Below are 22,352 nucleotides of genomic sequence, written 5' to 3'. Positions count from 1 at the left end.
TCAACAGCGTGTGACCATGTGCCGGTTGTGCCAAGTGTCAGGGTGCGGGGCTTCGGGGGTGTCCGCGTGAGCGGTGACGGCCGGTTACGGCTGGCGGATCTGGCGTCGGACAGCGCGGCGGGTGAAGCTTCTCGGACGGCCCGGCGAACGGCCCTGCTGGCGACCCGGTTGTACTTCGAGCGTCCACGACCGCCCGCGCCCCCTGGTTTCCTGGTGGCGCGGACGGACGAGGGCCCGCTGGTCGCGGTGTTCACGTCGGTGTCCGGTCTGGCGCTGTACGCGGGGGCGTGCGACTGGGCCTCCACCACGGTCGAGGACCTGGTGGGGTTGCTTCCTGACGGGGTGCGGGCGTTGGTGGACCCGCTGGGTGAACAACCATTCGTCCTGGACAGGGAGGTGCTGCGCGCGCTGGTCGTGGACGCCGCTGAAGAGGCGGTACCGGCGTCCACCACGCGAAGCGATCGTTCCCTGCCTTCCGTCGGTGGGTTGAACGCGGAGCACCGGGAGGGGGTCGGTGGCTGATCCCGAGGAGTGGAACGGCCATCACGACCGGGACCTCGGCGACGGGGAGGGCGATGTCGGCTACCGGCTGGAGATCGCCCAGGTGAAGGGGCTCATCCTGCCGCTGGAAGAGTCGGTGGCGGCGGCTCGTGCGATGGGCCGCGACGAGGAGCGGCTGACCGGGTACCTGCGGCATGCCGGCGCGCCGGAGATCCTGCACGCGGGGCAGGAGTTCGTCTCGTCATGGGGCTTTGGCATGCGGCAACTCGCCGAGCACGCGGACGAGGTGGTGGATCGGCTGTACGAGGCGGTCGCCGCGTACATGCTGGCCGAGATCCTTCAGGTGGAGAACTTCTGGCCCTCGGACGCGAACATCGCCAAGTTGCCGATCGGTGACGCGAGCACCTGGGCGGCGAAGAAGTACGGCGTTCCGGAGATGGACCCACGGCCCGGTGAGAGCGGCCACTGGAAGAAGTTTCAGGACTTCGTGGATGAGGACTGATGGCTGAGCCAGAGCGGTGGAACCCGGCCCGGCCCGCCATCCCGGAGGGCTGCACGGCCAAGGACCTCATACCGGGCGAGCCGGATGACGTCGACTCGCTGGTCGCGGAGTTACGCGCGTACGCGGGCGCGTTTCGCGACGGGCACGACCGTCTGGGTCCGTTGCACCTGGCCGACTGGCAGGGCAAGGGCGCGGGAGCCTTCCGCAAGGCGGTGGACCGGCTCCCCAAGGAGTTGACGTCGGCCCGGGACCGGTTCACCGACGCGGCCAGCGCCTTGGCCGCGTACGCGGTCAAGCTCCGTACCGTGCAGAAGCGGTGCCTGCCCATCATCGAGGCGGCCGACACCGCGCGCGCGGACGCCAAGCGGCACGACCGGCGGGTCGCCGACTACAACGCGGCGATCGAGCGCGAGGACGAGACGCTTCCGGAGCGCCCGCCCGACACCAACCCGGGTATCACCGCGATGGAGGGGTGCGTACGGCGTCTGGAGGCGCTCAGGGCGGAGCTGCAGCCGGTCGTCGACGCCGTGAAGAAGAAGATCGACACCGCGGCGGAGAAGGCACCGGACAAGCCGAGCGGGTTCCAGTCGGCGAAGGAGAACCTCAAGGAGGCGCTGTGGAGCGCCCACCACGCCATCAACGGCATGGCCGAGTTGGCCGTGCCCTTCGTCACCGGTGATGAGAAGGCCATCGCCATGCAGTTGGCGCAGATCACCGACGGGGCGGTCTACGCGGCCAAGGACCCACAGGGCTTCCTGAAGGCGGCGGCCAACTGGGACGAGTGGAGTGACCATCCCTACCGGGCGATGGGCAGCCTGGCACCCTCCGTGGTGTTGGCCATCGCCACCGGCGGCGGCAGTGTGTTGCGCGACGCCATGAAGTCGGGCCGGGACGCGGCGACGCGGCTCAACCGTCGCAAGGCGGAGCTGGGTCGGGACGGCGCGGCGCGGGAGCGCGCCGACGGCGAGGGCACCCAGCGCCAGTGCGGTCCCGAGAAGGCGACGTGCGGCGAGCCCATCGACGTGGCCACGGGCGAGATGGTCATGTCGGCCGTGGACGTGTCCCTGCCGGGCGCGCTTCCACTGGTGCTTCAGCGTGCCTTCGTTTCCGGCCACCCCTGCGGCGGGTGGTTCGGTCGGACCTGGGCCGCCACGCTGGACCAGCGACTGGAGTTGGACGGTGACGGCGTCGTCTTCGTGGCCGACGACGGGATGGTGCTGCGCTACCCGGTTCCCACGCCCGACGAGGACACTTACCCGGAGGGCGGGCGCCGCTGGCCCCTGTACTGGGACGGCACGGCGGGCGGCACCATGCGGCTGGCCCAACCAGAGCGTGACCGAACCCTGTACTTCGCTCCGTTGCCGGGCCTGGAGCCCACGGAACTGCCCCTGGTCAGCGTCTGCGACCACAACGGCGACACGATCACGTTCACGTACGACGCGCAGGGCACGCCCACGGAGGTCACGCACTCCGGTGGCTACCGGATAGCGGTGGACACCAGCCCCGGCGCGGCCTCCGTCGGCCATGAGGACGGCTCCGGCGTCGGAGCCGACCGGCATGACCGCGCCCCTCGGCAGACGGGGGCTCTCCCGACGGGAGAAGAACCAGGGACGGGAGCCGGTTCGGGACCACCGCGTATCACCGCCCTCCGCCTCCTCGGCGTGGGCGCGACGACGGCGGGCACGACACTCGTCTCCTACGGCTACGACGCCGCCGGCAACCTGACCGACGTGATCAACTCCAGCGGCGAGGCCCTGCGGTTCACCTACGACACCGACCACCGCATCACCTCCTGGACCGACCGCAACGGGACCCGATTCGGTTATGTCTACGACCGACGGGGCCGCGTGCTGCGCACCATCGGCAGCGGCGACATGATGACCGGTCGGCTGCACTACGACAGCGCCCGGCGCACCACCACCTACACGGACTCGCTCGGCTACGAGACGACCTACGTCTACGACGAGACGTACAAGGTGGTGGCGGAGACCGACCCACTCGGGCACACGCGCCGCACCCAGTGGCACCCCGACCGCCCGCACCGGCCCTTGGCGGTCACCGACGCGCTCGGCCACACCACCCGGTACGCGTACGACGAGGACGACCGTCTCATCAAGGTCGAGCGGCCGGACGGCAGCACCGCCACCGCCACGTACGACGCTTTCGGGTTACCGGTCGAGGTGCGCGAGCCGGACGGCGCGCTGTGGCGGCACACGTACGACGCCCACGGCAACCGCCTCACGACCACGGACCCGACGGGGGCCCGGACCCACTACACGTACGACGAGGAGACCGGACACCTCGCCAGCGTCAGTGACCCCCTCGGCCACACCACCCGTCTGAGAACCAACGCCGCCGGCCTCCCCGTGGAGATCACCGACCCGCCGGGCCACACCACCACCCTGCGCCGCGCCACCCACGGCCGCGTCACCGCCATCACCGACCCCCTTGGGCACACCACCCGCCAAGGCTGGACCATCGAAGGCAAGCTCTCCTGGCGCGAACGGCCCGACGGGACACGCGAATCCTGGACCTGGGACGCCGAGGGCAACCTCACTGAGCACACCGACACCGCGGGCCACACCACCCGACACACCCACACCCACTTCGACCTGCCCGCTACCCACACCACCGCCGACGGCGCGCGATACGCCTTCGCCTACGACACCGAGCTACGCCTGACGTCCGTCACCAACCCCCAAGGTCGGACGTGGACCTACGCCTACGACGCGGCCGGCCGCCTGACGACGGAGACGGACTTCAACGGCCGTCGCACCTCGTACACACACGACGCGGCGGGACGACTCACGGCACGCGCCAACGGAGCCGGGGAGACGATCCGCTACGTGCGGGACGCACTGGGCCGCACCGTCGCGGCGCACCCGGACGGTGATCGCCCCGGCGTCACGTACACCTACGACGCGAGTGGCCGACTCCTGCGCGCCCGGAACGCGGACACGGACCTGCGTCGAAGCTACGACGCGGCAGGCCGACTCCTGACCGAGACGGTCAACGAGCGTACGACGCGCTACGCCTACGACGCGGCGGGCCGTCGCGCCTCGCGTACCACCCCGTCAGGGCTGGTCTCGCGGTGGACGTACGACGCGGCGCAACGTCCCGCCACGCTCACCACGGCCGGTCACGAACTGCGCTTCGCGCACGACGCGGCAGGACGCGAGATCTCGCGCGCCCTCGGCGAGGACGTCACCCTCACCCAACGCTGGGACGAGCTCGACCGGCTCAACAGCCAACGATTGACTCACCGGTCGGGGGCCGCGGCGGACGTCCTCCTCCAACACCGCGAGTACGCCTACCGTGCCGACGACCAACTCACCGAGATCCGCGACCTCACCACGGGCACGCGTCGCTTCGACCTGGACCGGGCAGGACGCGCCACAGCGGTCCACGCACACGGTTGGACGGAGCGCTACGCGTACGACAGCGCGGGCAACATCACCGACGCGACCGCACCTGACCACCCCTCCACCGGCGAGCGCGAGTTCACCGGAACCCTGATCCACCGCGCGGGCCGGACCACGTACGAACACGACGCCCAGGGCCGGCTCACCCGCCGCACCCGCCGCCTCCTCAACGGCCAACGCCGCACCTGGACCTACACCTGGGACTCGGAGGACCACCTCACCGCCGCGGTCACCCCGGAGGGCACCCGATGGCGCTACACCTACGACCCGCTGGGCCGCCGCGCCACCAAGCAGCGCCTGGGGGGTGACGGCGAACAGGTCGCGGAGGAGCTCCGGTTCTCCTGGGACGGCACCCGGCTGGCGGAGCAGGTCGCGATCGGCGACGCGACCACGGGAGCGGCCACCACCTGGGACTACGCCCCCGCCACCCACCGCCCGCTCACCCAGACCGACCACACCCCCGCCCCACCCGAGCCACTCAGCCAGGTCCTCACCCAGACCGACACCCGCTTCCACGCCATCGTCACCGACCTGGTCGGCACCCCACAGGAACTCGTCACCCCGACCGGCACCCTGGCCTGGACCCCCCGCACCACCCTGTGGGGCACCCCCTTACCCACCCCGCCCCACGCCCAGGACCTCGACTGCCCCCTCCGCTTCCCGGGCCAGTACGCCGACCCGGAAACGGGCCTGCACTACAACTACTTCCGCCACTACGACCCGGAGACCGGGCGGTATGCGAGCCCTGATCCGCTGGGGTTGGAGGCGGCACCCAACCCTCTGTCGTATGTCCACAATCCACTCACTTGGATGGACCCCTTAGGGCTCGGCCCCTGTCCCACGTCCAGTCCTGCGCCAGGTACTCAACTCGGAGATACAAGCAGGCTCGGCGGGTGGATACCGAGCCGCGTGCCCGACGAGGCGATGAGCTCTATTCAAGACGTCAAAAAGTACGGGCGGGAAGCCACAGGCTGGGGAGCCCAATGGCACGGCCCCAACCTCACCATGAAGCCCTTCGCTAATGACGGCAAGGGGGGAGCCCACGTACTTCCACGAACCGACCCGACAGGAAATCCGATCACTTATCGCGAATATGGCGCACCCGCGGCAAGTGACAATCCGAAGCCGGGCGGGGAAAGAACAGTATGGGGCAGCGACGGCTCCGTATATTATACTCCGACGCATTATCAGACGTATATCGTAGTAGAAAGCCCTCAATGGTGACTGATCATGACCCTTGGCTCGGTGTCGAGCCCTGGCTGCGCATTATCAGCTCGGACGCCCGCGCGTCAGTTCGGCAGCTCCTCCCGTCGCCCGGCCTCACCTTTACCGCTTGGCTGAGCGGGCGCCGCATGCGAGACTCGGACGGCCTCCTTATGCAATTCTTTGACGATTTCAAACTGCCGGATTACTTCGGCTGGAATTTTCCCGCACTCAACGACTGCTTGCGTGACCTTTCCTGGCTGCCCGCAGAACACTACGTGCTCGTGATCGAAGAAGCCCACGAGTTGTTGGTCGACGAGCCCGAAGCAGTGCCCGAGTTTCTCGCCATGCTGCTGCGGACGGGGCAGGAGTGGTCACAAGTAGAACGAGTCGACGGAAGCACTCAGGCGCGGTTCCGCACCATTCTGGCTTGCGACGGGCCGGGGGTCGCTCGCCTACAGAGCGCCATCTCTAGAGCGTGATCTTGTCCCCACCACCACCATCCCCGAGGATGGCCCCACCGAGCACACAGGCGTCCGGGCTCGCGACGGGGAGCGGAGGGGTAAGCGTGGCCGATCACTGGGTGCGGCTCGAACTCGACGTGGCGGCGTTGGGGATGGCCGCGACCTCGCGGCACAGCACGTTCGCGATGAACGAGATGACCGGGGTGCGCGCCGCCTACCGGGGGGCGGGGCGTCTCGCTGGCCATGAAGACGTACGGCATGGCCTTCGTCCGGGAGCGTGGGCTGCCCACGGTCCGTACAGTCCACCACCCGGCCAACGTGAGCGCGATCGCGATGAACCAGAGGATGGGGTTCGTGGACGCGGTCGGCTGAGTCACACCGGTAGGCACGCGACCCGGCCGCGCCTGCCGTCGCATGACGCCACGCGCGTGGGCGCGAGACGCCCTGCCCGCGCCCACGCGCGCCTCAGTTCCTACCGCGCCGCTCCGGCCCATGGCGGTCCCGGGTCGAGGGGCGCCTCAGCCCACGCCCACCGGCGTGTCCAGCGCCGCGCGCCAGGCGGCGACGGACTCGGTGTCCACCGGGCCTGACCAGCCCTGGGGCCGGGCGGCGCCGCCGATGTGGAAGGCGTCGACGCCCGCCTCGCGCAGCGCGGGCAGGTGGTCCAGGCGCAGGCCGCCGCCGACGAGGATGGTCGGCTCGTAACCGGGTTCGCCGGCCTGGCCGCGCTTCGCCTCGGCCACCAGCGTGGCCAGGCCGGCGTCCACGCCGGTCGCCGCGCCGGCCGTCAAGTACGTGTCGAGGCCGGGGAGTTCGATAAGCCGCTTGCGGGCCAGGTCGCGGTCGGCGGCCCGGTCGATGGCGCGGTGGAAGGTCCACGGGGCGCCGTCGATGGCCTCGGCCAGCGCGCGCACGGTCGCCAGGTCGGGCTGTCCCGCCTCGTTCAGGAAGCCGAAGACGAACTGGTCAGCGCCCTCGGCGCGGAGTGCTCGCGCGCTCGCGCACAGGGCCGCCACCGCGCTCTCGCCGCCCGCGGCGAAGCCGTCGGCGGAGCGCAGCATGACCCGCAGCGGGAGGTCGACGGCGGCCCGGATCGCGGCGAAGCCGTCGAGTGTGGGGGTGAGCCCGTCGGCCGCCATGTCGGTGACCAGTTCGAGGCGATCCGCCCCTCCGGCCTCGGCCGCGACCGCGTCGTCCACGCCGAGCGCGATCACCTCAAGAATTGGTCTAGACATGTAACACAGCCTGCCACATCCCGGCCCGGGACCGGAAGGTGTACCTCACAATTGGCCTATGCCAGCCCCCGTGCCACATCCCCATTCCCCTTCCGACGACGCCTCCTTCGGCGATCACGACGCCGGCCAGCGCCAACGCCAGGGCCCGGGCGCGTCGGGACCTGAGCCCCACCCCGCGGAGTCGGCCACGGACTCGGCCGAAACCCCCACCGTGCCCGGCTCCCCGCACCCCGCGACCGACGCCCTGCTCTCGCGCTGGGCGCAGGCGCTGATCAACGCGCGCGCGGGCGGCGCGGGGCCCGACCCGCTCCCGTACGGCGAGAACCTGCTCACCCGCTGGGCCGAGCCGCACCGCCGCTACCACACCACCGACCACCTCATCGCCGTGCTCAACCGCGTGGACGAGCTGGCCCACCACGCGGACGACCCCGACGCGGTGCGGCTCGCCGCCTGGTTCCACGACGCGGTCTACCTGCCGGACCGCTCCACCAACGAGGAGCGCAGCGCCAGGCTGGCCGAGCGCGCGCTGCCGGAGGCCGGAGTCTCGCCGGAGACCACCGCCGAGGTGGCCCGCCTGGTGCGGCTGACCATCGAGCACGACCCGGCCGAGCGGGACCACAACGGCCAGGTGCTGTGCGACGCGGACCTGGCGGTGCTGGCGGGCGGGCCGCAGGAGTACGCGGCGTACGCGGCGGCCGTACGCGCGGAGTACGCGTTCGTGCCCGACGACGCGTTCCGCGCCGGGCGCGCCGACGTACTGCGCCAACTCCTCGGCCAGGAGCCCCTGTTCAGGACGCCGACCGGGCAGACCCGATGGGAGCGGGTCGCGCGCCGCAACCTCGCCACCGAGCTGGAGCTGCTGAGCGCGTAGCACCGGCTCGGTTCGGGGCAGGCGCGGCGCGGGGACGGGTGACGGCCCGGGGCACGGTTGCGGGGGCGCGCGGGCGAGCTGGCCGGACCAGGCCCAGGCCGGGCCCAGGCCGGATCCAAGCCGGGCCCAGACCGGACCCAGGCCGTGTCGTCCGACCGCTGACGGGCGTGTGACCTGCGGAAAGACACCAGGTAGCAGCGGCGTACCGGGAATGTCAGGCGGCGGCGGACTGTTCTTGCCTGTCATGCCCGTCCCCACTGAACCCACAGCGCCCCACCCTGCCCCCGCGCCTCCCGCTTCCCCCGAGTCACCCGCGGCGCCCCACCGCATGCCCATCGCCGTGTACGTGCTCGGCCTCTCGGTCTTCGCGCTCGGCACCTCGGAGTTCATGCTCTCCGGGCTGCTCCAGCCGCTCGCCCGCGACATGGGCGTCTCCATCCCCCAGGCGGGCCTGCTCGTCTCCGCGTTCGCGGTCGGCATGGTGGTCGGCGCCCCGGTGCTGGCCGCCGCCACCCTGCGGCTGCCGCGCCGGACGACCCTGATCGCCCTGCTGGCCGTCTTCGGGCTCGGCCAGATAGCCGGCGCGGTCGCCCCCACGTACGCCGTGCTGTTCGTCTCCCGCGTCATCAGCGCGCTCGCCTGCGCCGGGTTCTGGGCCGTGGGCGCGTCGGTGGCCGTCTCGCTGGTGCCGGTGACCGCGCGGGCCCGGGCGATGGCCGTGATGGTCGGCGGGCTGAGCATCGCCAACATCGCCGGCGTGCCCGCCGGCGCGTTCCTCGGCCAGCACGCCGGCTGGCGCGCCGCCTTCTGGGCGGTGGCGGGGCTGTCCGCGCTCGGGCTCGTCGGCGTCATCGCCCTCGTGCCCCGTACGGCGCCCGCGACCGGCGACGACGCGCCCTCGCTCCGCCGGGAGCTGCTCATCTACCGGGACCGGCAGGTGTGGCTCGCGTTGATCACCACGGCCCTGAACGGCGGCGCCGTCTTCGCCCTGTTCTCCTACCTCGCGCCGCTGCTCACCGACACCGCGGGCCTGAAGGAGAGCTGGGTGCCGACCGTGCTCGGCCTGTTCGGCGTCGGTGCCCTGATCGGCACCGCGATCGGTGGGCGCATCGCGGACGCGCACCTGTTCGGCACCATCTACGGCGGCATCACGGCCTCCACGGCCGTGCTCACGCTGCTGGCGCTCACCGCGCGGTGGCCGGTCGCCGCCGTCACCCTGTCGCTGCTGCTCGGCGTCACCGCCTTCACCACGGCACCCGCGCTCAACGCCCGGATGTTCAACGTCGCGAGCGCGGCGCCCACCCTGGCCGGGGCCACCACGACCTCGGCGTTCAACATCGGCAACACGGTCGGACCCTGGCTCGGCGGCCTGGTCATCGGCGCCGGCTGGGGCTACCCGGCCGTCGCCTGGACCGCCGCCGCGCTGGCCGCCCTCGCCGTCGGCACCACGGCCGTGGCCTCCCGCCTGCACCGGCGGAGCGCCACCGCCGAGCCCGGCACCCGCGTGGTGGCCAGCTCGGCCGACTCCACGCCGAAGGCCGCCGCCCTGGCCAAGGCCGAAACCACCACGGCGGCGGAGTCCTGCTCCACCGCCTGATCCCCCGCCGCCGGCGGGCGGGTCCGCACCCGGGCCCGCCCGCCCCGGCGACACACCACCGCCCAGCCGCCGGAGGCTGAGAGGTCACGCGGTCACGCGGGCCGCGCGACCACGGGCCGCCGGACTACGGGGCGGCCCCACCCGCCGAACCCGGGTCGCCCAAGCTGTCGTCGCGCGGCGGCGCCGCGCCGTCGGCCCCCTGCCGGGGCCGGCGCAGCCCGGCCCCGGTGAGCCGCCGCACCAACTCCTTGCTGCTCACCTCGATCGCGCCGGCCTCCACCGCCGCCGCGTAGCTGGCCGACGGCAGGTCGTAGTGGTCGCGGTCGAAGCCGCGTCGCGGGACGCCGATGCGTTCGGCGAACTCGTGCAGCTCCGCGTACGAGACGTCGCTGACCAGGTGCGACCACATGCGGCCGTGTCCGGGCCACACGGGCGGGTCGATGTACACGGCCATCAGTGCTCGTCCTCGGCCTCGCGGTCGCGTCTCGGGCCGTGGTCCCCACCGCCCGACACCACGGAGCCAAGCGCGCCCACCCGGGCGACCGCGACCGTGGTCTTGGCGCACACCCAGTGCGGGTCGGCGCCCAACTCGGGCTCCACCTCAAGGGCGTGCGGGTCGCCGCCGCCCACGCACACCGGGCACAGCGGCCACCGCCCGTACCGCTCGAGCAGCGCGTCCTGGACGTCCTGGGCCACCAGGCCCGCCACGAACTCCGAGCCCTCCGGCCACTGCTCGACCCACCACCGGCGGTGCGCCACCGCGTCCTCCACGAGCGAGACCACGTCCGCCCGCGCCACGTCCCCCGCCGACAGGTCGGCGAGCACCAGCGCCCGTGCCATGTGCAGTGTCTGTTCGAGCTCCATGTCTCCATTGTCGGGGGCACCAAGGGTTGACGCCCGCCACGAGTGAAAATACCTTTCAAAGAGTGAGCAGCAGACTGAAAGAAACTTTCACCGACGGCGGTGGCCCGCTCGGCGACGCCGCGCCGTCCGGTCCGCTGGCCCCGACCCAGGCCGCGACGTCGGCACCGGCCCCGGCACCGGCGGCCCTGACGGCCAAGGTCCGCGCCCTGGCCCCGTCCATGACCCGCTCCATGCAGCGCGTCGCCGAGACGGTCGCCGCCGACCCGGCCGGCTGCGCCGCGCTCACCGTCACCGGCCTCGCCGAGCGCACCGGCACCAGCGAGGCCACCGTCGTACGCACCGCCCGCGTCCTGGGCTACCCGGGCTACCGGGACCTGCGGCTGGCCCTCGCCGCGCTCGCCGCCCAACAGGCCGCCGGCCGCGCGCCGGCCGTCACCGCCGACATCGCGGTGGACGACCCGATAGCCGACGTCGTCGCCAAGCTGGCCCAGGAGGAACAGCAGTGCCTGGCGGACACCGCCGCCGCCCTCGACCCGGTCCAGCTCGACGCGGCGGTGGCGGCACTGGTGGCCGCCCGCCGCGTGGACGCGTACGGCATCGCCGCCTCCGGCCTGGTCGGCCAGGACCTGGTGCAGAAGCTGCTGCGCATCGGGCTCATCGCGCACGCCCACACCGACCCGCACCTGGCGGTGACCAACGCCGTGCAGCTCCGGCCGGGCGACGTGGCCATCGCGATCACGCACTCGGGCCGCACCATCGACGTCATCGAACCGCTGCGCACGGCCTTCGACCAGGGCGCGACGACGGTGGCGATCACCGGGCACCCGGAGGCCGAGGTCGCCCAGTACGCGGACCTGGTGCTGACCACCTCCACCGCCCGCGAGAGCGAGCTGCGACCGGCCGCGATGTCCAGCCGCACGAGCCAACTCCTGGTCGTGGACTGCCTGTTCGTCGGCGTCGCGCAGCGCACCTACGCCACCGCGGCCCCGGCCCTGTCGGCCTCCTACCAGGCGCTGGCGCACCGCCACGACCCGCGCCCGGGCCGCTGAGCCCCGCCCGCCCCGCTCCCGTACGCCGACCGCACCGCCCCGCCCGCACGCTGCGCCCGCACCCGCGCCCGCGACCCCCGAGCCCGTACGCGTACCAGCCACACCAGCCGTACCAGTCGCACCAGCCAGACCAGTCGCACCAGCTCTCTCCTGCGAACCTCCCTCATCCGTACCGAGAAAGAGCCCCCGTCGCATGAACTCCAGCACCCAGGGCCAAGCGCCCGACCGGCTCCGCGCCGAGCTCGACACGCTGACGACCGAGGCGTTCCGCCCCGAACTCGCCGACGTCGACCGGCTCAACACGCTCGCCATCGCCCGCCTGATGAACGCGGAGGACGCCGCCGTCCCCACCGCCGTCGCCGAGCGGCTTCCCGAGGTGGCCGCGGCGATCGACGCGATCGCCGCGCGGATGGCCGACGGCGGCCGGCTGATCTACGCGGGCGCGGGCACCGCGGGCCGGCTCGGGGTGCTCGACGCCAGCGAGTGCCCGCCCACCTTCAACGCGGCCCCCGACCAGGTCATCGGCCTCATCGCGGGCGGCCCGGACGCGCTGGTGACCTCGATCGAGGGCGCCGAGGACAGCGCCGAGCTGGCCGCCGCCGACCTGGCCGCGCTGAAGCTGACCGACCGCGACAGCGTGGTGGGCGTCTCCGCGTCGGGGCGCACGCCGTACGCCGTCGGGGCCGTGACGTACGCGCGCGAGCGCGGCGCCCTGACCGTGGGGCTGGCCTGCAACGCGGGCTCGGCCCTCGCGGCCGCCGCCGAGCACGGCATCGAGGTCGTGGTCGGCCCGGAACTGCTCACCGGCTCCACCCGGCTCAAGGCGGGCACGGCCCAGAAGCTGGTGCTCAACATGGTCTCGACGCTGACCATGATCCGGCTCGGCAAGACGTACGGGAACCTGATGGTGGACGTGCGGGCCTCGAACGAGAAGCTGCGCGCCCGCTCGCGCCGCATCGTGGCGCTGGCCACCGGCGCGCCGGAGCAGGAGATCGAGGCTGCCCTCGCGGCCACCGGCGGCGAGGTGAAGAACGCCATCCTCACCCTCCTCGCGGACGTGGACGCCGCGGCGGCCGAGCGGCTGCTCGCGGAGGCGAACGGCCACCTCAGAGCGGCGATCGACGCCGCCCGCGCGGCCTGAGACCGGCCGAACCGGGCCCGGACGCGCCCGAGGGCGGCACCCGCAGGGGGTGCCGCCCTCGTTCGTAGGAACAGCCGATCCGCGAGGCGGATCAGAAGTCCATGTCACCACCCGGCATGCCGCCCGGCGCGCCCGCGGGGGCGGCCTTCTCCGGCTTGTCGGCGATGACGGCCTCGGTGGTGAGGAACAGCGCGGCGATCGACGCGGCGTTCTGCAGCGCGGAACGCGTCACCTTGGCCGGGTCGATGATGCCCTCGGCCACCAGGTCGACGTACTCGCCGGTCGCGGCGTTCAGACCGTGACCCGGGGTCAGGTTGCGCACCTTCTCCACGACGACGCCACCCTCAAGGCCGGCGTTGACCGCGATCTGCTTGAGCGGGGCCTCCAGGGCCAGGCGCACGGCCTGCGCACCGGTGGCCTCGTCGCCCTCCAGCTCCAGCTTCTCGAAGACGGCGGAAGCCTGCAGCAGGGCCACGCCACCACCGGCGACGATGCCCTCCTCGACGGCGGCCTTGGCGTTGCGCACCGCGTCCTCGATGCGGTGCTTGCGCTCCTTCAGCTCGACCTCGGTGGCGGCACCGGCCTTGATGACGGCCACGCCGCCGGCCAGCTTCGCCAGGCGCTCCTGGAGCTTCTCGCGGTCGTAGTCCGAGTCCGAGTTCTCGATCTCGGCGCGGATCTGGTTGACCCGGCCCTGGACCTGCTCGCTGTCGCCGGCACCGTCGACGATGGTGGTCTCGTCCTTGGTGATGACGACCTTGCGGGCGCGGCCCAGCAGGTCGAGACCGGCGTTCTCCAGCTTGAGGCCGACCTCCTCGGAGATGACCGTGCCACCGGTGAGGATGGCGATGTCGCCGAGCATGGCCTTGCGACGGTCACCGAAGCCCGGGGCCTTGACGGCGACGGACTTGAAGGTGCCGCGGATCTTGTTGACCACGAGGGTGGACAGGGCCTCGCCCTCGACGTCCTCGGCGATGATCAGCAGCGGCTTGCCCGACTGCATGACCTTCTCCAGGAGCGGGAGCAGGTCCTTCACCGCGGAGATCTTGGAGTTGACGATCAGGATGTACGGGTCGTCCAGGGACGCCTCCATACGCTCCATGTCCGTCGCGAAGTACGCGGAGATGTAGCCCTTGTCGAAGCGCATGCCCTCGGTGAGCTCCAGCTCAAGACCGAAGGTCTGCGACTCCTCGACGGTGATGACGCCTTCCTTGCCGACCTTGTCCATCGCCTCGGCGATCAGCTCGCCGATCTGGGTGTCAGCGGCGGAGATGGAGGCGGTGGAGGCGATCTGCTCCTTGGTCTCCACGTCCTTGGCCTGCTCGAGGAGCTGCGCCGAGACGGCCTCGACGGCACGCTCGATGCCGCGCTTGAGGGCCATCGGGTTGGCGCCGGCGGCGACGTTCCGCAGGCCCTCCTTGACGAGCGCCTGGGCCAGGACGGTCGCGGTCGTCGTGCCGTCACCGGCGACGTCGTCCGTCTTCTTCGCGACCTCCTTGACCAGCTCGGCGCCGATCTTCTCGTACGGGTCCTCGAGCTCGATCTCCTTGGCGATGGACACACCATCGTTGGTGATCGTGGGCGCGCCCCACTTCTTCTCAAGGACGACGTTGCGGCCCTTGGGGCCGAGGGTGACCCGGACGGCGTCGGCGAGCTGGTTCATCCCGCGCTCGAGACCGCGCCGTGCCTCCTCGTCGAACGCGATGATCTTGGCCATGTGAAGTGGTCCTCCCAGGACTGGGGGTCCCCCCGGCCAGTGGCTGGGGGAGGGTGGATACTCCGGACCGCGCGCGGCGCCCGCGACGGACGGCCTGCCTGCCGGGAGGTTCCTTCCCACCCGACCTGCGGGCCTCACCGACCCGGTCCTGCTGTCACTCTCGACATCAGAGTGCTAACGCCAATGATTAGCACTCGGCACCATAGAGTGCAAGGCGCGCTCCGCAGGAGCGTCGTTGAGGGGCGGTGGTCGGGGACGCGGTGGGCGCAAGGCGCGCTCCGCAGGAGCGTCGGTGAGGGGTGGTGGTCGGGGACGCGGTGGGCGCAAGGCGCGCTTCGTAGGAGCGTCGATGAGGGGTGGTGGTCGGGGACGCCGGCCACGGGCGCGGGACTGCGGGACCGCTCACTCACGTTCACCGTACGCAGTCGCAACGCGCGGGAACGGGGGGCGGGTCGCCGAGGCGCGGCCGGTGGTCGTACGGGCCGTCAGGGGGCGTCCGGCGCGGTGGTGTGGGACGGGGTGGGCCAGGGCCGGCGTGCGCCGTGTGCGAGCCGTGCACGAGGCGGCCACGCCCCCGACGCGAGCCGGTCCTCCCACCCGTACGCCAGCGGTCGTGGACGCGAGCGGGCCCGAGTGGCGCGCCAGTCGCCCACCACCGCGCGTGGCCCGGGGCGCGATCGGGGTGTGCGGCGGGGCACGTCGGGGCGGGGGCGCGCGAAGGGCCCGCACCCCCCTGCCGAGGGTGCGGGCCCTTGTTCGCGCTGCAGTCGGTCGGCGCTCAGCCGGCCACGCGGACCATGTCCGCCTGCGGCCCCTTCTGGCCCTGCGAGATCTCGAACTCGACCCGCTGGCCTTCCTCAAGGGTGCGGTACCCGTCCATCTGGATCGCGCTGTAGTGGACGAACACGTCCGCACCACCGTCGACCGCGATGAAGCCGTACCCCTTCTCCGCGTTGAACCACTTGACGGTGCCCTGAGCCATTCCTAACTCCCCTATTGCTGGCCCTTGCGCGGGACCGCACTCCGCGGACCCGGGTCAGACCTCACCCCTGAGAAACCCCTCACTTGCGGAAAGGGGACCCCTGGGGCGTGCGCCGGAACGCGTCGACCGCCGCTGAATGTATCTGTCCAGATGCCCAGAGCAACAGGTCAATCGGACGAGAATTCTGGGCGCGCGTCATCGGCCATAGGAGGCGAACTCCGGTGATTACCGGTCAAGTCGGGCTGGACATGGCGGGAGCAACCCGGCAAATCACGTCCACACTTCACGCACATTTTGACGAGCCACTGCCGCGTTCCGCGCACGGGCCCGTAAGAGAGGGAGGGAGATCAGTTCAACCTTATCGCGGTTTCAAACACGGAATTGCCCCGTCCACTTTCTCGTGGACGGGGCAATTCGGGCAGTTCGCGCGCGGAATGCGTGGGTCAGCCGCCGGCGACGGCGGGAATGATGGAAATGCCCGCGCCGTCCGGCGTCGCCGTCTCAAGACCCTGGTCGAAGCGGACGTCGTCGTCGTTGACGTACACGTTCACGAAGCGGCGCAGCTTGCCCTGGTCGTCGAGCACCCGGGCGGCGATGCCCTGGTGGTTCTTCTCCAGGTCCGCCAGCACCTCGCCGAGGGTCGCGCCCTCGGCGGGCACCTCGGCCTTGCCGCCGGTGTAGGTGCGCAGGATGGTCGGAATGCGAACGTTGACGCTCATGAGGGGGCCACCTTCGTGGGAGAACGGAAAGCTTGCTGATCGCGGCGGACGGGGCGCCGGCCGGATGGGTGGCCGGCGCCGCGGGCGTCAGCCCGCCAGACCCGCCGCGCGGAACGCGTCGAGGCTCGGCTTGATCGTCGCGGTGGGCCCGGTGGTGGGCGCGACGGCGTCCAGCGTCTTGAGCCCGTCGCCGGTGTTGAGGACGACGGTGGTGCGGGTCGGGTCCAGCTGGCCGGTCTCGATGAGCTTCCTGGTGACGCCGACGGTCACGCCGCCCGCGGTCTCCGCGAAGATGCCCTCGGTGCGCGCGAGCAGCTTGATGGCGTCCACCACCTGCTCGTCGGTCACGTCCTCGACCGCTCCCCCGGTGCGCCGGGCGATGTCGAGCACGTACGGGCCGTCGGCCGGGTTCCCGATGGCCAGCGACTTGGCGATGGTGTTCGGCTTCACCGGGCGCACCACGTCGTGCCCGTCCTTGAAGGCCCGGGAGACCGGCGAGCAGCCCTCGGCCTGCGCGCCGAAGATCTTGTACGGCTTGTCCTCGACCAGGCCGAGCTTGATCAGCTCCTTGAGCCCCTTGTCGATCTTCGTGAGCTGCGATCCGGAGGCGATCGGGATGACGATCTGGTCCGGGATCTCCCAACCGAGCTGCTCGCAGATCTCGTACGCCAGCGTCTTGGAGCCCTCGCCGTAGTACGGGCGCAGGTTGACGTTGACGAAGCCCCAGCCCTCGCCGAGCGAGTCGCCGATCAACTCGCTGCAGAACCGGTTGACGTCGTCGTACGTGCCCTCGATGGCGACCAGTTCGCCGCCGTAGACCGCGGCCATGACGACCTTGCCGGCCTCCAGGTCGTGCGGGATGAACACGCAGGAACGGAAGCCCGCGCGGGCGGCGGCGGCGCCGACCGCGCCGGCCAGGTTGCCGGTCGAGGAGCAGGAGAGGGTGGTGAAGCCGAAGGCGCGGGCGGCCTCGACGGCGATGGCCACGACCCGGTCCTTGAAGGAGTGGGTCGGGTTGCCCGAGTCGTCCTTGACGTACAGCCCGCCGGTGACGCCCAGCTCGCCGGCCAGCCGGTCGGCCTTGACCAGCGGCGTCAGGCCCGGGTTCAGGTTGGGCTTGGACGCGACGTCGGCGGGCACCGGCAGCAGCGGCGCGTACCGCCAGATGCTGTTCGGGCCGGCCTCGATGCGCTGCCGCAGCCCCTGCGGGTCACCGGTCGGCAGGTCGTACGCCACCTCAAGGGGGCCGAAACACAGCGCACAGGCGAAGATCGGGCCGAGATCGAAGCGCTCGCCGCACTCGCGACAGGAGAGCGCGGCAGCGGGGCCGAGGTCCACGGACGCGGCGGACGCGTCCGACGTGGCGGGGGCGGTGGTGCTTTCGGTGACTTGCACAGCCATGGAGGCGAGGCCCTTTCTCCTCATCTTCCTCGCGACGCATCTCGCCACGAGACGGAATTGGCACCTTCCCCGCCGGGAGCCTCGCTGTGCGAGAAACCGACTGGAGGGTTGCCGGGGCTTCAACGGGCCGTATCCCTCTGCCCCTCTGGATGAGCGGTATGGCACCGGCTCCTTGGAGCCAGGCGTTTGTTGGCGTGATGACCCCGGCATGCGACGGTCATCCGCGTTGTTCAAGACTGTAACCGAAGGCTGGGACCCGGGTGAGGGTCGTCCAAACCACGAGATGAACGTAACATCGAGCGCCGCTCGGCGCGCAAAGGAGTCACGCAGGTGCTGGAAGAGGTGGAGCGCTGGCTCAGTCGCCGGTCCTGGTCCGCTGCCGACCGTCCGCTCGACCTGCTCCTCGCGGCGAAACGGGCCGGTGGCAGCAGCGTCAGCGTGGTGCTGCCCGCGCTGAACGAGGAGGCGACGGTCGGGGCGATCGTCGACACGATCCGGCGCGACCTCATGCGGGCGGTCCCGTTGGTGGACGAGCTGGTGGTGCTCGACTCCGGCTCGACGGACGCCACCGCCGAGGTCGCGCGCGCGGCCGGCGCGCGCGTGGTGCACCGGGACAGCCTGCTGCCCCGGGTGCCGGCGGTCCCGGGCAAGGGCGAGGTGCTGTGGCGTTCGCTGCTCGCGACCAGCGGCGACATCGTCTGCTTCGTCGACGCCGACCTGCGCGACTTCTCCGCCACCTTCGTCTCCGGGATCGTCGGCCCGCTGCTCACCGACCCGGAGACGCAGTTCGTGAAGGCCATGTACGACCGGCCGCTCGAACCGGCGGCGCGCGGGGCCGAGGCCGGCGCCGGGCCCGTCGGGCAGGGCGGCCGGGTGACCGAGCTGGTGGCCCGGCCGCTGCTGAACCTGCACTGGCCGCAGCTCGCGGGGTTCGTACAGCCGCTCGGCGGCGAGTACGCGGCGCGCCGTTCACTGCTTGAGCGGCTGCCGTTCCCGGTCGGCTACGGCGTGGAGCTGGGCCTGCTCGTCGACGCGCTGCACACGGTCGGGCTCGACGCGCTCGGCCAGGTGGACGTGGGCGTACGCCGCCACCGCCACCAGGACGGCCAGGCCCTCGGCCGGATGGCGGCGGCGATCTACCGCACGGCCCAACTACGGCTCGCCCGGGGCCACTTGGTACGCCCACGGCTCACCCAGTTCACGCGCGGCGCCGGCGGCGGGTTCGAGCCGCGGACGCACCCGGTGGACACCGAGGAACGCCCGCCGATGATCGAGGTCCGGGAGTACGCGGAGCGCTGGGCGGCGTAGCGGGACCGGCGGAGCGCCGTCGTACGGAGGCACACGAGGCGGGCGAGACGGACGGCGTGCACGGGGCGGACGGGGCCCGGGTGGGTGGCGGGCGACCGGCCGGGCGGGTGGGGCGGATCAGGTCCGTACGTTTGAGCGGTTCCGGTGCTGGCTAGGCTCGGCACATGGTCTCCGAGCACTCCGAGCAGGACGCCGCCGAACCCGCGCGCGACGCCGCCCCCGGGCCCGGTGCCCAGGTGCTGGTCGCGTCGAACCGCGGGCCGGTCTCGTACGCCCTGACGCCGCCACCCTCCCGTTCGCCATCGCGAACACCGACGTCCGACGACGCGGGCGCCGCCGAACCGGCCGAGCCGCCCGCGCTGACCGCCAAGCGCGGCGGCGGCGGGCTGGTCTCCGGCCTCTCCGCGATCGGCGCGGACGCGCGGGCGGTGTGGGTGTGCGCCGCGCTCGGCGAAGGCGACCGGGAGGCGGTGCGCCAGGCCGCGGCCCGCGCCGGGGCCGACGGCCAGCGGGAGGCGGGCGGCCCGGCCGGGGCGCTGCTCGACACGGACGACACCGGCGGGCAGCGGGTGCGGATGCTGGACATCGCGCCCGAGGTCTTCGCCGCGGCGTACAACGGCATCGCCAACTCGGTCCTCTGGTTCGTCCACCACCTGCTGTACCAGACCCCGCTGGAGCCGGCGTTCGACGCGGACTTCCGACGCGAGTGGGAGGCGTACGAGACGTACAACGCCGCCTTCGCTGACGCGCTCGCGCGCGAGGCCGCGCCGGGGGCGGCCGTCCTGGTGCAGGACTACCACCTGTCGCTGGTCCCGGCGCTGCTCCGCGAGCGCCGCCCCGACCTGCGCATCGGGCACTTCTCGCACACGCCGTGGGCGCCGCCGGACTACTTCCGGATGCTGCCGGACGACGTCGCCGACGCCGTGTTGCGCGGCATCCTCGGCGGCGACCGGGCCGGGTTCCTGACCGAGCGCTGGGCCGAGGCGTTCGCGGACTGCTGCGCCCGGGTGCTCGGCGCGCGCGTCGGACGGGACGCGGCATCGGGCGAGCTGACGGTCGAACTCGACGGGCGCACGACCCACCTCGGGGTGCACGGCCTGGGCGCGGACGCGGAGTTCCTGCGCGAGCGCTCGCGCGCGGCCGACGTGGTGGAGCGCCGCACCGCGCTGCGCGCGCAGGTCGAGGGCCGCGACGCCGACGCCACGGCCACACCGGCCGAGGGCACACCGGCCGACGGCGGGGCGGCCGACGGCGGGGCGGGTGAGTCGGCGCGGGACGCGGGCGGCGGACGGAAGGTCATCGTCCGGGTGGACCGCACGGAGTTGTCCAAGAACATCGTGCGCGGTCTGCTCGCCTACCGGCGGTTGCTCGCCGACCGTCCCGAGTGGCGGGAGCGGGTGGTGCACGTCGCCTTCGCCTACCCGTCGCGGCAGGACCTGGCGGTGTACCGGGAGTACACGCAGGAGGTCCAGCGGGTCGCGGACGCGATCAACGAGGAGTTCGGGACGCCGGGTTGGCGGCCGGTGGTGCTGCACGTCAAGGACGACTTCGCGCGCTCGCTCGCCGCGTACCGGATCGCCGACGTGGCCCTGGTGAACCCGATCAGGGACGGCATGAACCTGGTCGCCAAGGAGGTCCCGGTGGTCTCGGACGCGGGCTGCGCGCTGGTGCTCTCGCGCGAGGCGGGGGCCTACGCCGAGCTGGGTGACGACGCGGTGACGGTCAACCCGTACGACGTGCGGGCGACGGCCGACGCGCTGCACGAGGCGCTGACGATGGACCCGGGTGAGCGCGCCGAGCGGACCAAGCGGCTGGCCGCGGCGGCCACGGCGCTGCCGCCCAAGCAGTGGTTCCTGGCCCAGCTGCGCGCGCTGGGCGCGACCTAACCGCACCGCCCCACCACGGGCAAGCCGGCCCGCCGGCCGCGACCGGCCTCGCTGAGCCGCCCCCGACACCGGGGGCGGCTCAGCGCGCTCGGAGCGTGCTCAGCGCAGCTCGTGCGCCAGGGACGAGAGCAGGTCGACCACGCCACGCGGGCCGTCCACGACCAGGTCGGCCCGCTCGGCCAACGCGGTGACCTCGACGCTCCCGCTGCCGACGAGCAACCCCGGCAGCCCCTTGGACCTGCGCCGTTCCACCGCCTCGAAGGCCGCGATGTCGCCGAGGTCGTCCCCCGCGTACAGCACGGCCTCCGCGTCCACCTCGCGTACGAACTCCTCAAGCGCGACGCCCTTGTCCATGCCGGGCGGGCGCAGTTCGAGGACGAGTCGGCCCGGCTCGACGATCAGGCCGTGCCGGTCGGCGAGCGCGGCGAGCGGGGCGCGTAGCGCCTCGAACGCGGCCTGCGGGTCGGCGGCCCGGCGGGTGTGTACGGCGATGGCGCGGCCCTTGTCCTCGACCCAGGTGCCGTCGGCCGCGCCGGCCCGGGTGAACACCTCGGCCAGCTCGCCCTGCGCGGCGGCCACGCCCGGGTGTGGCTCGGGGGCGCGCAGTTGGCCGGTGGCGGCGTCCCAGCGCTCGGCGCCGTAGTGGCCGAGCACGACCAGGTGTTCGAGGCCGGGCACGCCGGCGAACCCGCCGTAGCCCACCGCGACCTCGGCCGGCCGGCCGGTGAGCACGAGGACCGTGCCGACCAGCGGGGCGAGCGCGGCCAGCGCCGGCACGGCCGCGGGGTGGGCCCGGGCCTGCTCCGGGTCGGGCACGATCTCGGCGAGGGTGCCGTCGAAGTCGAGAGCGATCACGGCGCGTTCGGGCCGTGCGAGCAGCGCGGCGAGGCCGTCACGGCCCGCGGCGGTGGAGGGGACGGGAATGGCCATGCGGCCGACCTTACCGGGGCGCCCCGGCGCCGTCGCCGGGGCGGGTTTCGGCCAGCGGCGGGGCGGTCGTTCGCCTTGGTCGTACGCGGGGGCGTACCCGAGGCCGTACGCGGGTGCTGACCCGGTGCGCCGGCGTGGAGCCCGGCGCCCCTTCGTCAGCGGCGGGAGCGGCGGGCGGCGCGCAGGCGCCGCAGCCGGTGGACGGTCACCGGGTCGTGCCGCAGGGCGCGCGGGTCGTCGAGGAGGGCGTTGAGCACCTGGTAGTAGCGGGTCGGCGACATGCCGAGGCGCTCGCGGATCGCCCGCTCCTTCGCGCCGGGCCCCGACCAGCCGCGACGCTCCAGCGCCAGCACGGCCACGTCCCGCGCGGAGAGTTCGCCCTGCTCGGCGGGGTCATCGTCGGCGGCGGCCGGCCCGGGCTCGGCGTCGGAGACCGGCTCGGGCTCGGGCTCGGCGGCGGGCGCTCCCTCAGCGGGACCGCCGGGGGTCGGGCCACCGGCGGCCAGGTCGCCGTGGGCCGGGTCGCCGTTGGTCGGGTCGCCGCCGGTGGGTGGGGGGCC

20 protein-coding genes and 1 riboswitch are annotated in these 22,352 nt (G+C 72.6%); of the genes, 11 read left to right on the top strand and 9 right to left on the bottom strand.

Annotated features, from left to right (window positions below; translation table 11 throughout):
• Positions 1-213: 213 nt before the first annotated feature.
• From OYE22_RS19575 to OYE22_RS19555, 5 genes are all read left to right on the top strand, one after another.
• Complete coding sequence (locus OYE22_RS19575) at positions 214-522, top strand: hypothetical protein (RefSeq protein ID WP_277321616.1); 309 nt, start codon at positions 214-216, stop codon at positions 520-522.
• Complete coding sequence (locus tag OYE22_RS19570) at positions 515-1,003, top strand: hypothetical protein (RefSeq protein ID WP_277321615.1); 489 nt, start codon at positions 515-517, stop codon at positions 1,001-1,003. Before OYE22_RS19575 ends, OYE22_RS19570 begins: the two co-directional genes overlap by 8 nt.
• A complete protein-coding gene (locus OYE22_RS19565) occupies positions 1,003-5,649 on the top strand; it encodes an RHS repeat-associated core domain-containing protein (protein ID WP_277321614.1) in 4,647 nt (1,548 codons plus the stop codon). The genes OYE22_RS19570 and OYE22_RS19565 overlap by 1 nt, the downstream gene beginning before the upstream one ends.
• On the top strand, positions 5,643-6,110 hold the full coding sequence (locus tag OYE22_RS19560) for a barstar family protein (RefSeq protein WP_277321613.1): 468 nt from the start codon (positions 5,643-5,645) through the stop codon (positions 6,108-6,110). Before OYE22_RS19565 ends, OYE22_RS19560 begins: the two co-directional genes overlap by 7 nt.
• Before the next feature lie 225 nt (positions 6,111-6,335).
• Positions 6,336-6,464, top strand: coding sequence for a hypothetical protein (locus tag OYE22_RS19555; RefSeq protein ID WP_277321612.1), 129 nt, complete (start codon positions 6,336-6,338; stop codon positions 6,462-6,464).
• Positions 6,465-6,610: 146 nt separating this feature from the next.
• Here the strand turns inward: OYE22_RS19555 and OYE22_RS19550 are convergent, their stop codons facing one another.
• The gene (locus tag OYE22_RS19550) at positions 6,611-7,327 is read right to left on the bottom strand and encodes a copper homeostasis protein CutC (protein WP_277321611.1); all 717 of its coding nucleotides are present in this window, start codon (positions 7,325-7,327) and stop codon (positions 6,611-6,613) included.
• Between the two features lie 211 nt (positions 7,328-7,538).
• On the opposite strand from OYE22_RS19550, the gene OYE22_RS19545 reads away from it, so the two are divergent.
• Entirely contained in the window at positions 7,539-8,198 is a 660-nt protein-coding gene (locus tag OYE22_RS19545) for a hypothetical protein (protein ID WP_277324215.1), read from the top strand.
• Between the two features lie 328 nt (positions 8,199-8,526).
• Positions 8,527-9,795: a Cmx/CmrA family chloramphenicol efflux MFS transporter gene (locus OYE22_RS19540; protein WP_277321610.1), complete on the top strand. Its 1,269-nt coding sequence runs from the start codon at positions 8,527-8,529 to the stop codon at positions 9,793-9,795.
• 124 nt (positions 9,796-9,919) lie between these two features.
• Here OYE22_RS19540 and OYE22_RS19535 read toward each other — a convergent pair whose 3' ends face one another.
• Together OYE22_RS19535 and OYE22_RS19530 are read right to left on the bottom strand one after the other, a co-directional pair.
• On the bottom strand, positions 9,920-10,249 hold the full coding sequence (locus OYE22_RS19535) for a DUF4031 domain-containing protein (RefSeq protein ID WP_277321609.1): 330 nt from the start codon (positions 10,247-10,249) through the stop codon (positions 9,920-9,922).
• Positions 10,249-10,659 carry a hypothetical protein gene (locus tag OYE22_RS19530; RefSeq protein WP_277321608.1) on the bottom strand — a complete coding sequence of 137 codons (411 nt, stop codon included), beginning with the start codon at positions 10,657-10,659 and terminating at the stop codon, positions 10,249-10,251. The genes OYE22_RS19535 and OYE22_RS19530 overlap by 1 nt, the downstream gene beginning before the upstream one ends.
• 134 nt (positions 10,660-10,793) lie before the next feature.
• Between OYE22_RS19530 and OYE22_RS19525 the strand changes: the two genes are divergently transcribed.
• Together OYE22_RS19525 and murQ are read left to right on the top strand one after the other, a co-directional pair.
• Entirely contained in the window at positions 10,794-11,708 is a 915-nt protein-coding gene (locus OYE22_RS19525) for a MurR/RpiR family transcriptional regulator (RefSeq protein ID WP_277324214.1), read from the top strand.
• 193 nt (positions 11,709-11,901) lie between these two features.
• Entirely contained in the window at positions 11,902-12,849 is a 948-nt protein-coding gene (murQ, locus tag OYE22_RS19520) for an N-acetylmuramic acid 6-phosphate etherase (RefSeq protein WP_277321607.1), read from the top strand.
• A gap of 91 nt (positions 12,850-12,940) precedes the next feature.
• On the opposite strand, the gene groL is transcribed toward murQ, so the two are convergent.
• The 4 genes from groL to thrC form a co-directional block, all read right to left on the bottom strand.
• Positions 12,941-14,566 carry a chaperonin GroEL gene (gene groL, locus OYE22_RS19515; RefSeq protein WP_277321606.1) on the bottom strand — a complete coding sequence of 542 codons (1,626 nt, stop codon included), beginning with the start codon at positions 14,564-14,566 and terminating at the stop codon, positions 12,941-12,943.
• A gap of 778 nt (positions 14,567-15,344) precedes the next feature.
• Positions 15,345-15,548, bottom strand: a complete 204-nt coding sequence (locus OYE22_RS19510) for a cold-shock protein (protein WP_003986833.1) — start codon at positions 15,546-15,548, stop codon at positions 15,345-15,347.
• Between the two features lie 443 nt (positions 15,549-15,991).
• Positions 15,992-16,267 (bottom strand): ubiquitin-like small modifier protein 1, encoded by a 276-nt coding sequence (locus OYE22_RS19505; RefSeq protein ID WP_277321605.1) that lies wholly within the window; start codon positions 16,265-16,267, stop codon positions 15,992-15,994.
• Between the two features lie 87 nt (positions 16,268-16,354).
• Positions 16,355-17,668, bottom strand: coding sequence for a threonine synthase (gene thrC / locus OYE22_RS19500; protein WP_277321604.1), 1,314 nt, complete (start codon positions 17,666-17,668; stop codon positions 16,355-16,357).
• A gap of 17 nt (positions 17,669-17,685) precedes the next feature.
• A riboswitch (SAM riboswitch) is annotated at positions 17,686-17,824 on the bottom strand.
• 174 nt (positions 17,825-17,998) lie between these two features.
• Here thrC and OYE22_RS19495 point away from each other — a divergent pair.
• The gene (locus tag OYE22_RS19495) at positions 17,999-18,976 is read left to right on the top strand and encodes a glucosyl-3-phosphoglycerate synthase (RefSeq protein WP_277321603.1); all 978 of its coding nucleotides are present in this window, start codon (positions 17,999-18,001) and stop codon (positions 18,974-18,976) included.
• 164 nt (positions 18,977-19,140) lie between these two features.
• A complete protein-coding gene (locus tag OYE22_RS19490) occupies positions 19,141-20,862 on the top strand; it encodes a trehalose-6-phosphate synthase (RefSeq protein WP_277321602.1) in 1,722 nt (573 codons plus the stop codon).
• A gap of 99 nt (positions 20,863-20,961) precedes the next feature.
• Here OYE22_RS19490 and otsB read toward each other — a convergent pair whose 3' ends face one another.
• A complete protein-coding gene (otsB, locus tag OYE22_RS19485) occupies positions 20,962-21,792 on the bottom strand; it encodes a trehalose-phosphatase (RefSeq protein ID WP_277321601.1) in 831 nt (276 codons plus the stop codon).
• A 155-nt stretch (positions 21,793-21,947) separates the two neighbouring features.
• Entirely contained in the window at positions 21,948-22,298 is a 351-nt protein-coding gene (locus OYE22_RS19480; RefSeq protein ID WP_277324213.1) for a DUF3263 domain-containing protein, read from the bottom strand.
• Between the last annotated feature and the right edge of the window lie 54 nt (positions 22,299-22,352).

This window comes from Streptomyces sp. 71268 (assembly GCF_029392895.1).
In the GTDB taxonomy this organism is placed as follows: Bacteria; Actinomycetota; Actinomycetes; order Streptomycetales; family Streptomycetaceae; genus Streptomyces.
The sequence above is the reverse complement of the archived record's forward strand: the minus strand, read 5'-3'. Positions and strand labels throughout refer to the sequence as shown.

Bases quoted from the DNA above. Each gene is read 5' to 3' on its own strand.
- OYE22_RS19565 (WP_277321614.1), top strand. From the start codon at position 1,003: ATGGCTGAGCCAGAGCGGTGGAACCCGGCCCGGCCCGCCATCCCGGAG.
- murQ (WP_277321607.1), top strand. From the start codon at position 11,902: ATGAACTCCAGCACCCAGGGCCAAGCGCCCGACCGGCTCCGCGCCGAG.
- OYE22_RS19505 (WP_277321605.1), bottom strand. From the start codon at position 16,267: ATGAGCGTCAACGTTCGCATTCCGACCATCCTGCGCACCTACACCGGC.
- groL (WP_277321606.1), bottom strand. From the start codon at position 14,566: ATGGCCAAGATCATCGCGTTCGACGAGGAGGCACGGCGCGGTCTCGAG.
- OYE22_RS19560 (WP_277321613.1), top strand. From the start codon at position 5,643: ATGGTGACTGATCATGACCCTTGGCTCGGTGTCGAGCCCTGGCTGCGC.
- OYE22_RS19530 (WP_277321608.1), bottom strand. From the start codon at position 10,659: ATGGAGCTCGAACAGACACTGCACATGGCACGGGCGCTGGTGCTCGCC.
- thrC (WP_277321604.1), bottom strand. From the start codon at position 17,668: ATGGCTGTGCAAGTCACCGAAAGCACCACCGCCCCCGCCACGTCGGAC.
- OYE22_RS19510 (WP_003986833.1), bottom strand. From the start codon at position 15,548: ATGGCTCAGGGCACCGTCAAGTGGTTCAACGCGGAGAAGGGGTACGGC.
- OYE22_RS19555 (WP_277321612.1), top strand. From the start codon at position 6,336: ATGAAGACGTACGGCATGGCCTTCGTCCGGGAGCGTGGGCTGCCCACG.
- OYE22_RS19535 (WP_277321609.1), bottom strand. From the start codon at position 10,249: ATGGCCGTGTACATCGACCCGCCCGTGTGGCCCGGACACGGCCGCATG.
- OYE22_RS19550 (WP_277321611.1), bottom strand. From the start codon at position 7,327: ATGTCTAGACCAATTCTTGAGGTGATCGCGCTCGGCGTGGACGACGCG.
- otsB (WP_277321601.1), bottom strand. From the start codon at position 21,792: ATGGCCATTCCCGTCCCCTCCACCGCCGCGGGCCGTGACGGCCTCGCC.
- OYE22_RS19540 (WP_277321610.1), top strand. From the start codon at position 8,527: ATGCCCATCGCCGTGTACGTGCTCGGCCTCTCGGTCTTCGCGCTCGGC.
- OYE22_RS19490 (WP_277321602.1), top strand. From the start codon at position 19,141: ATGGTCTCCGAGCACTCCGAGCAGGACGCCGCCGAACCCGCGCGCGAC.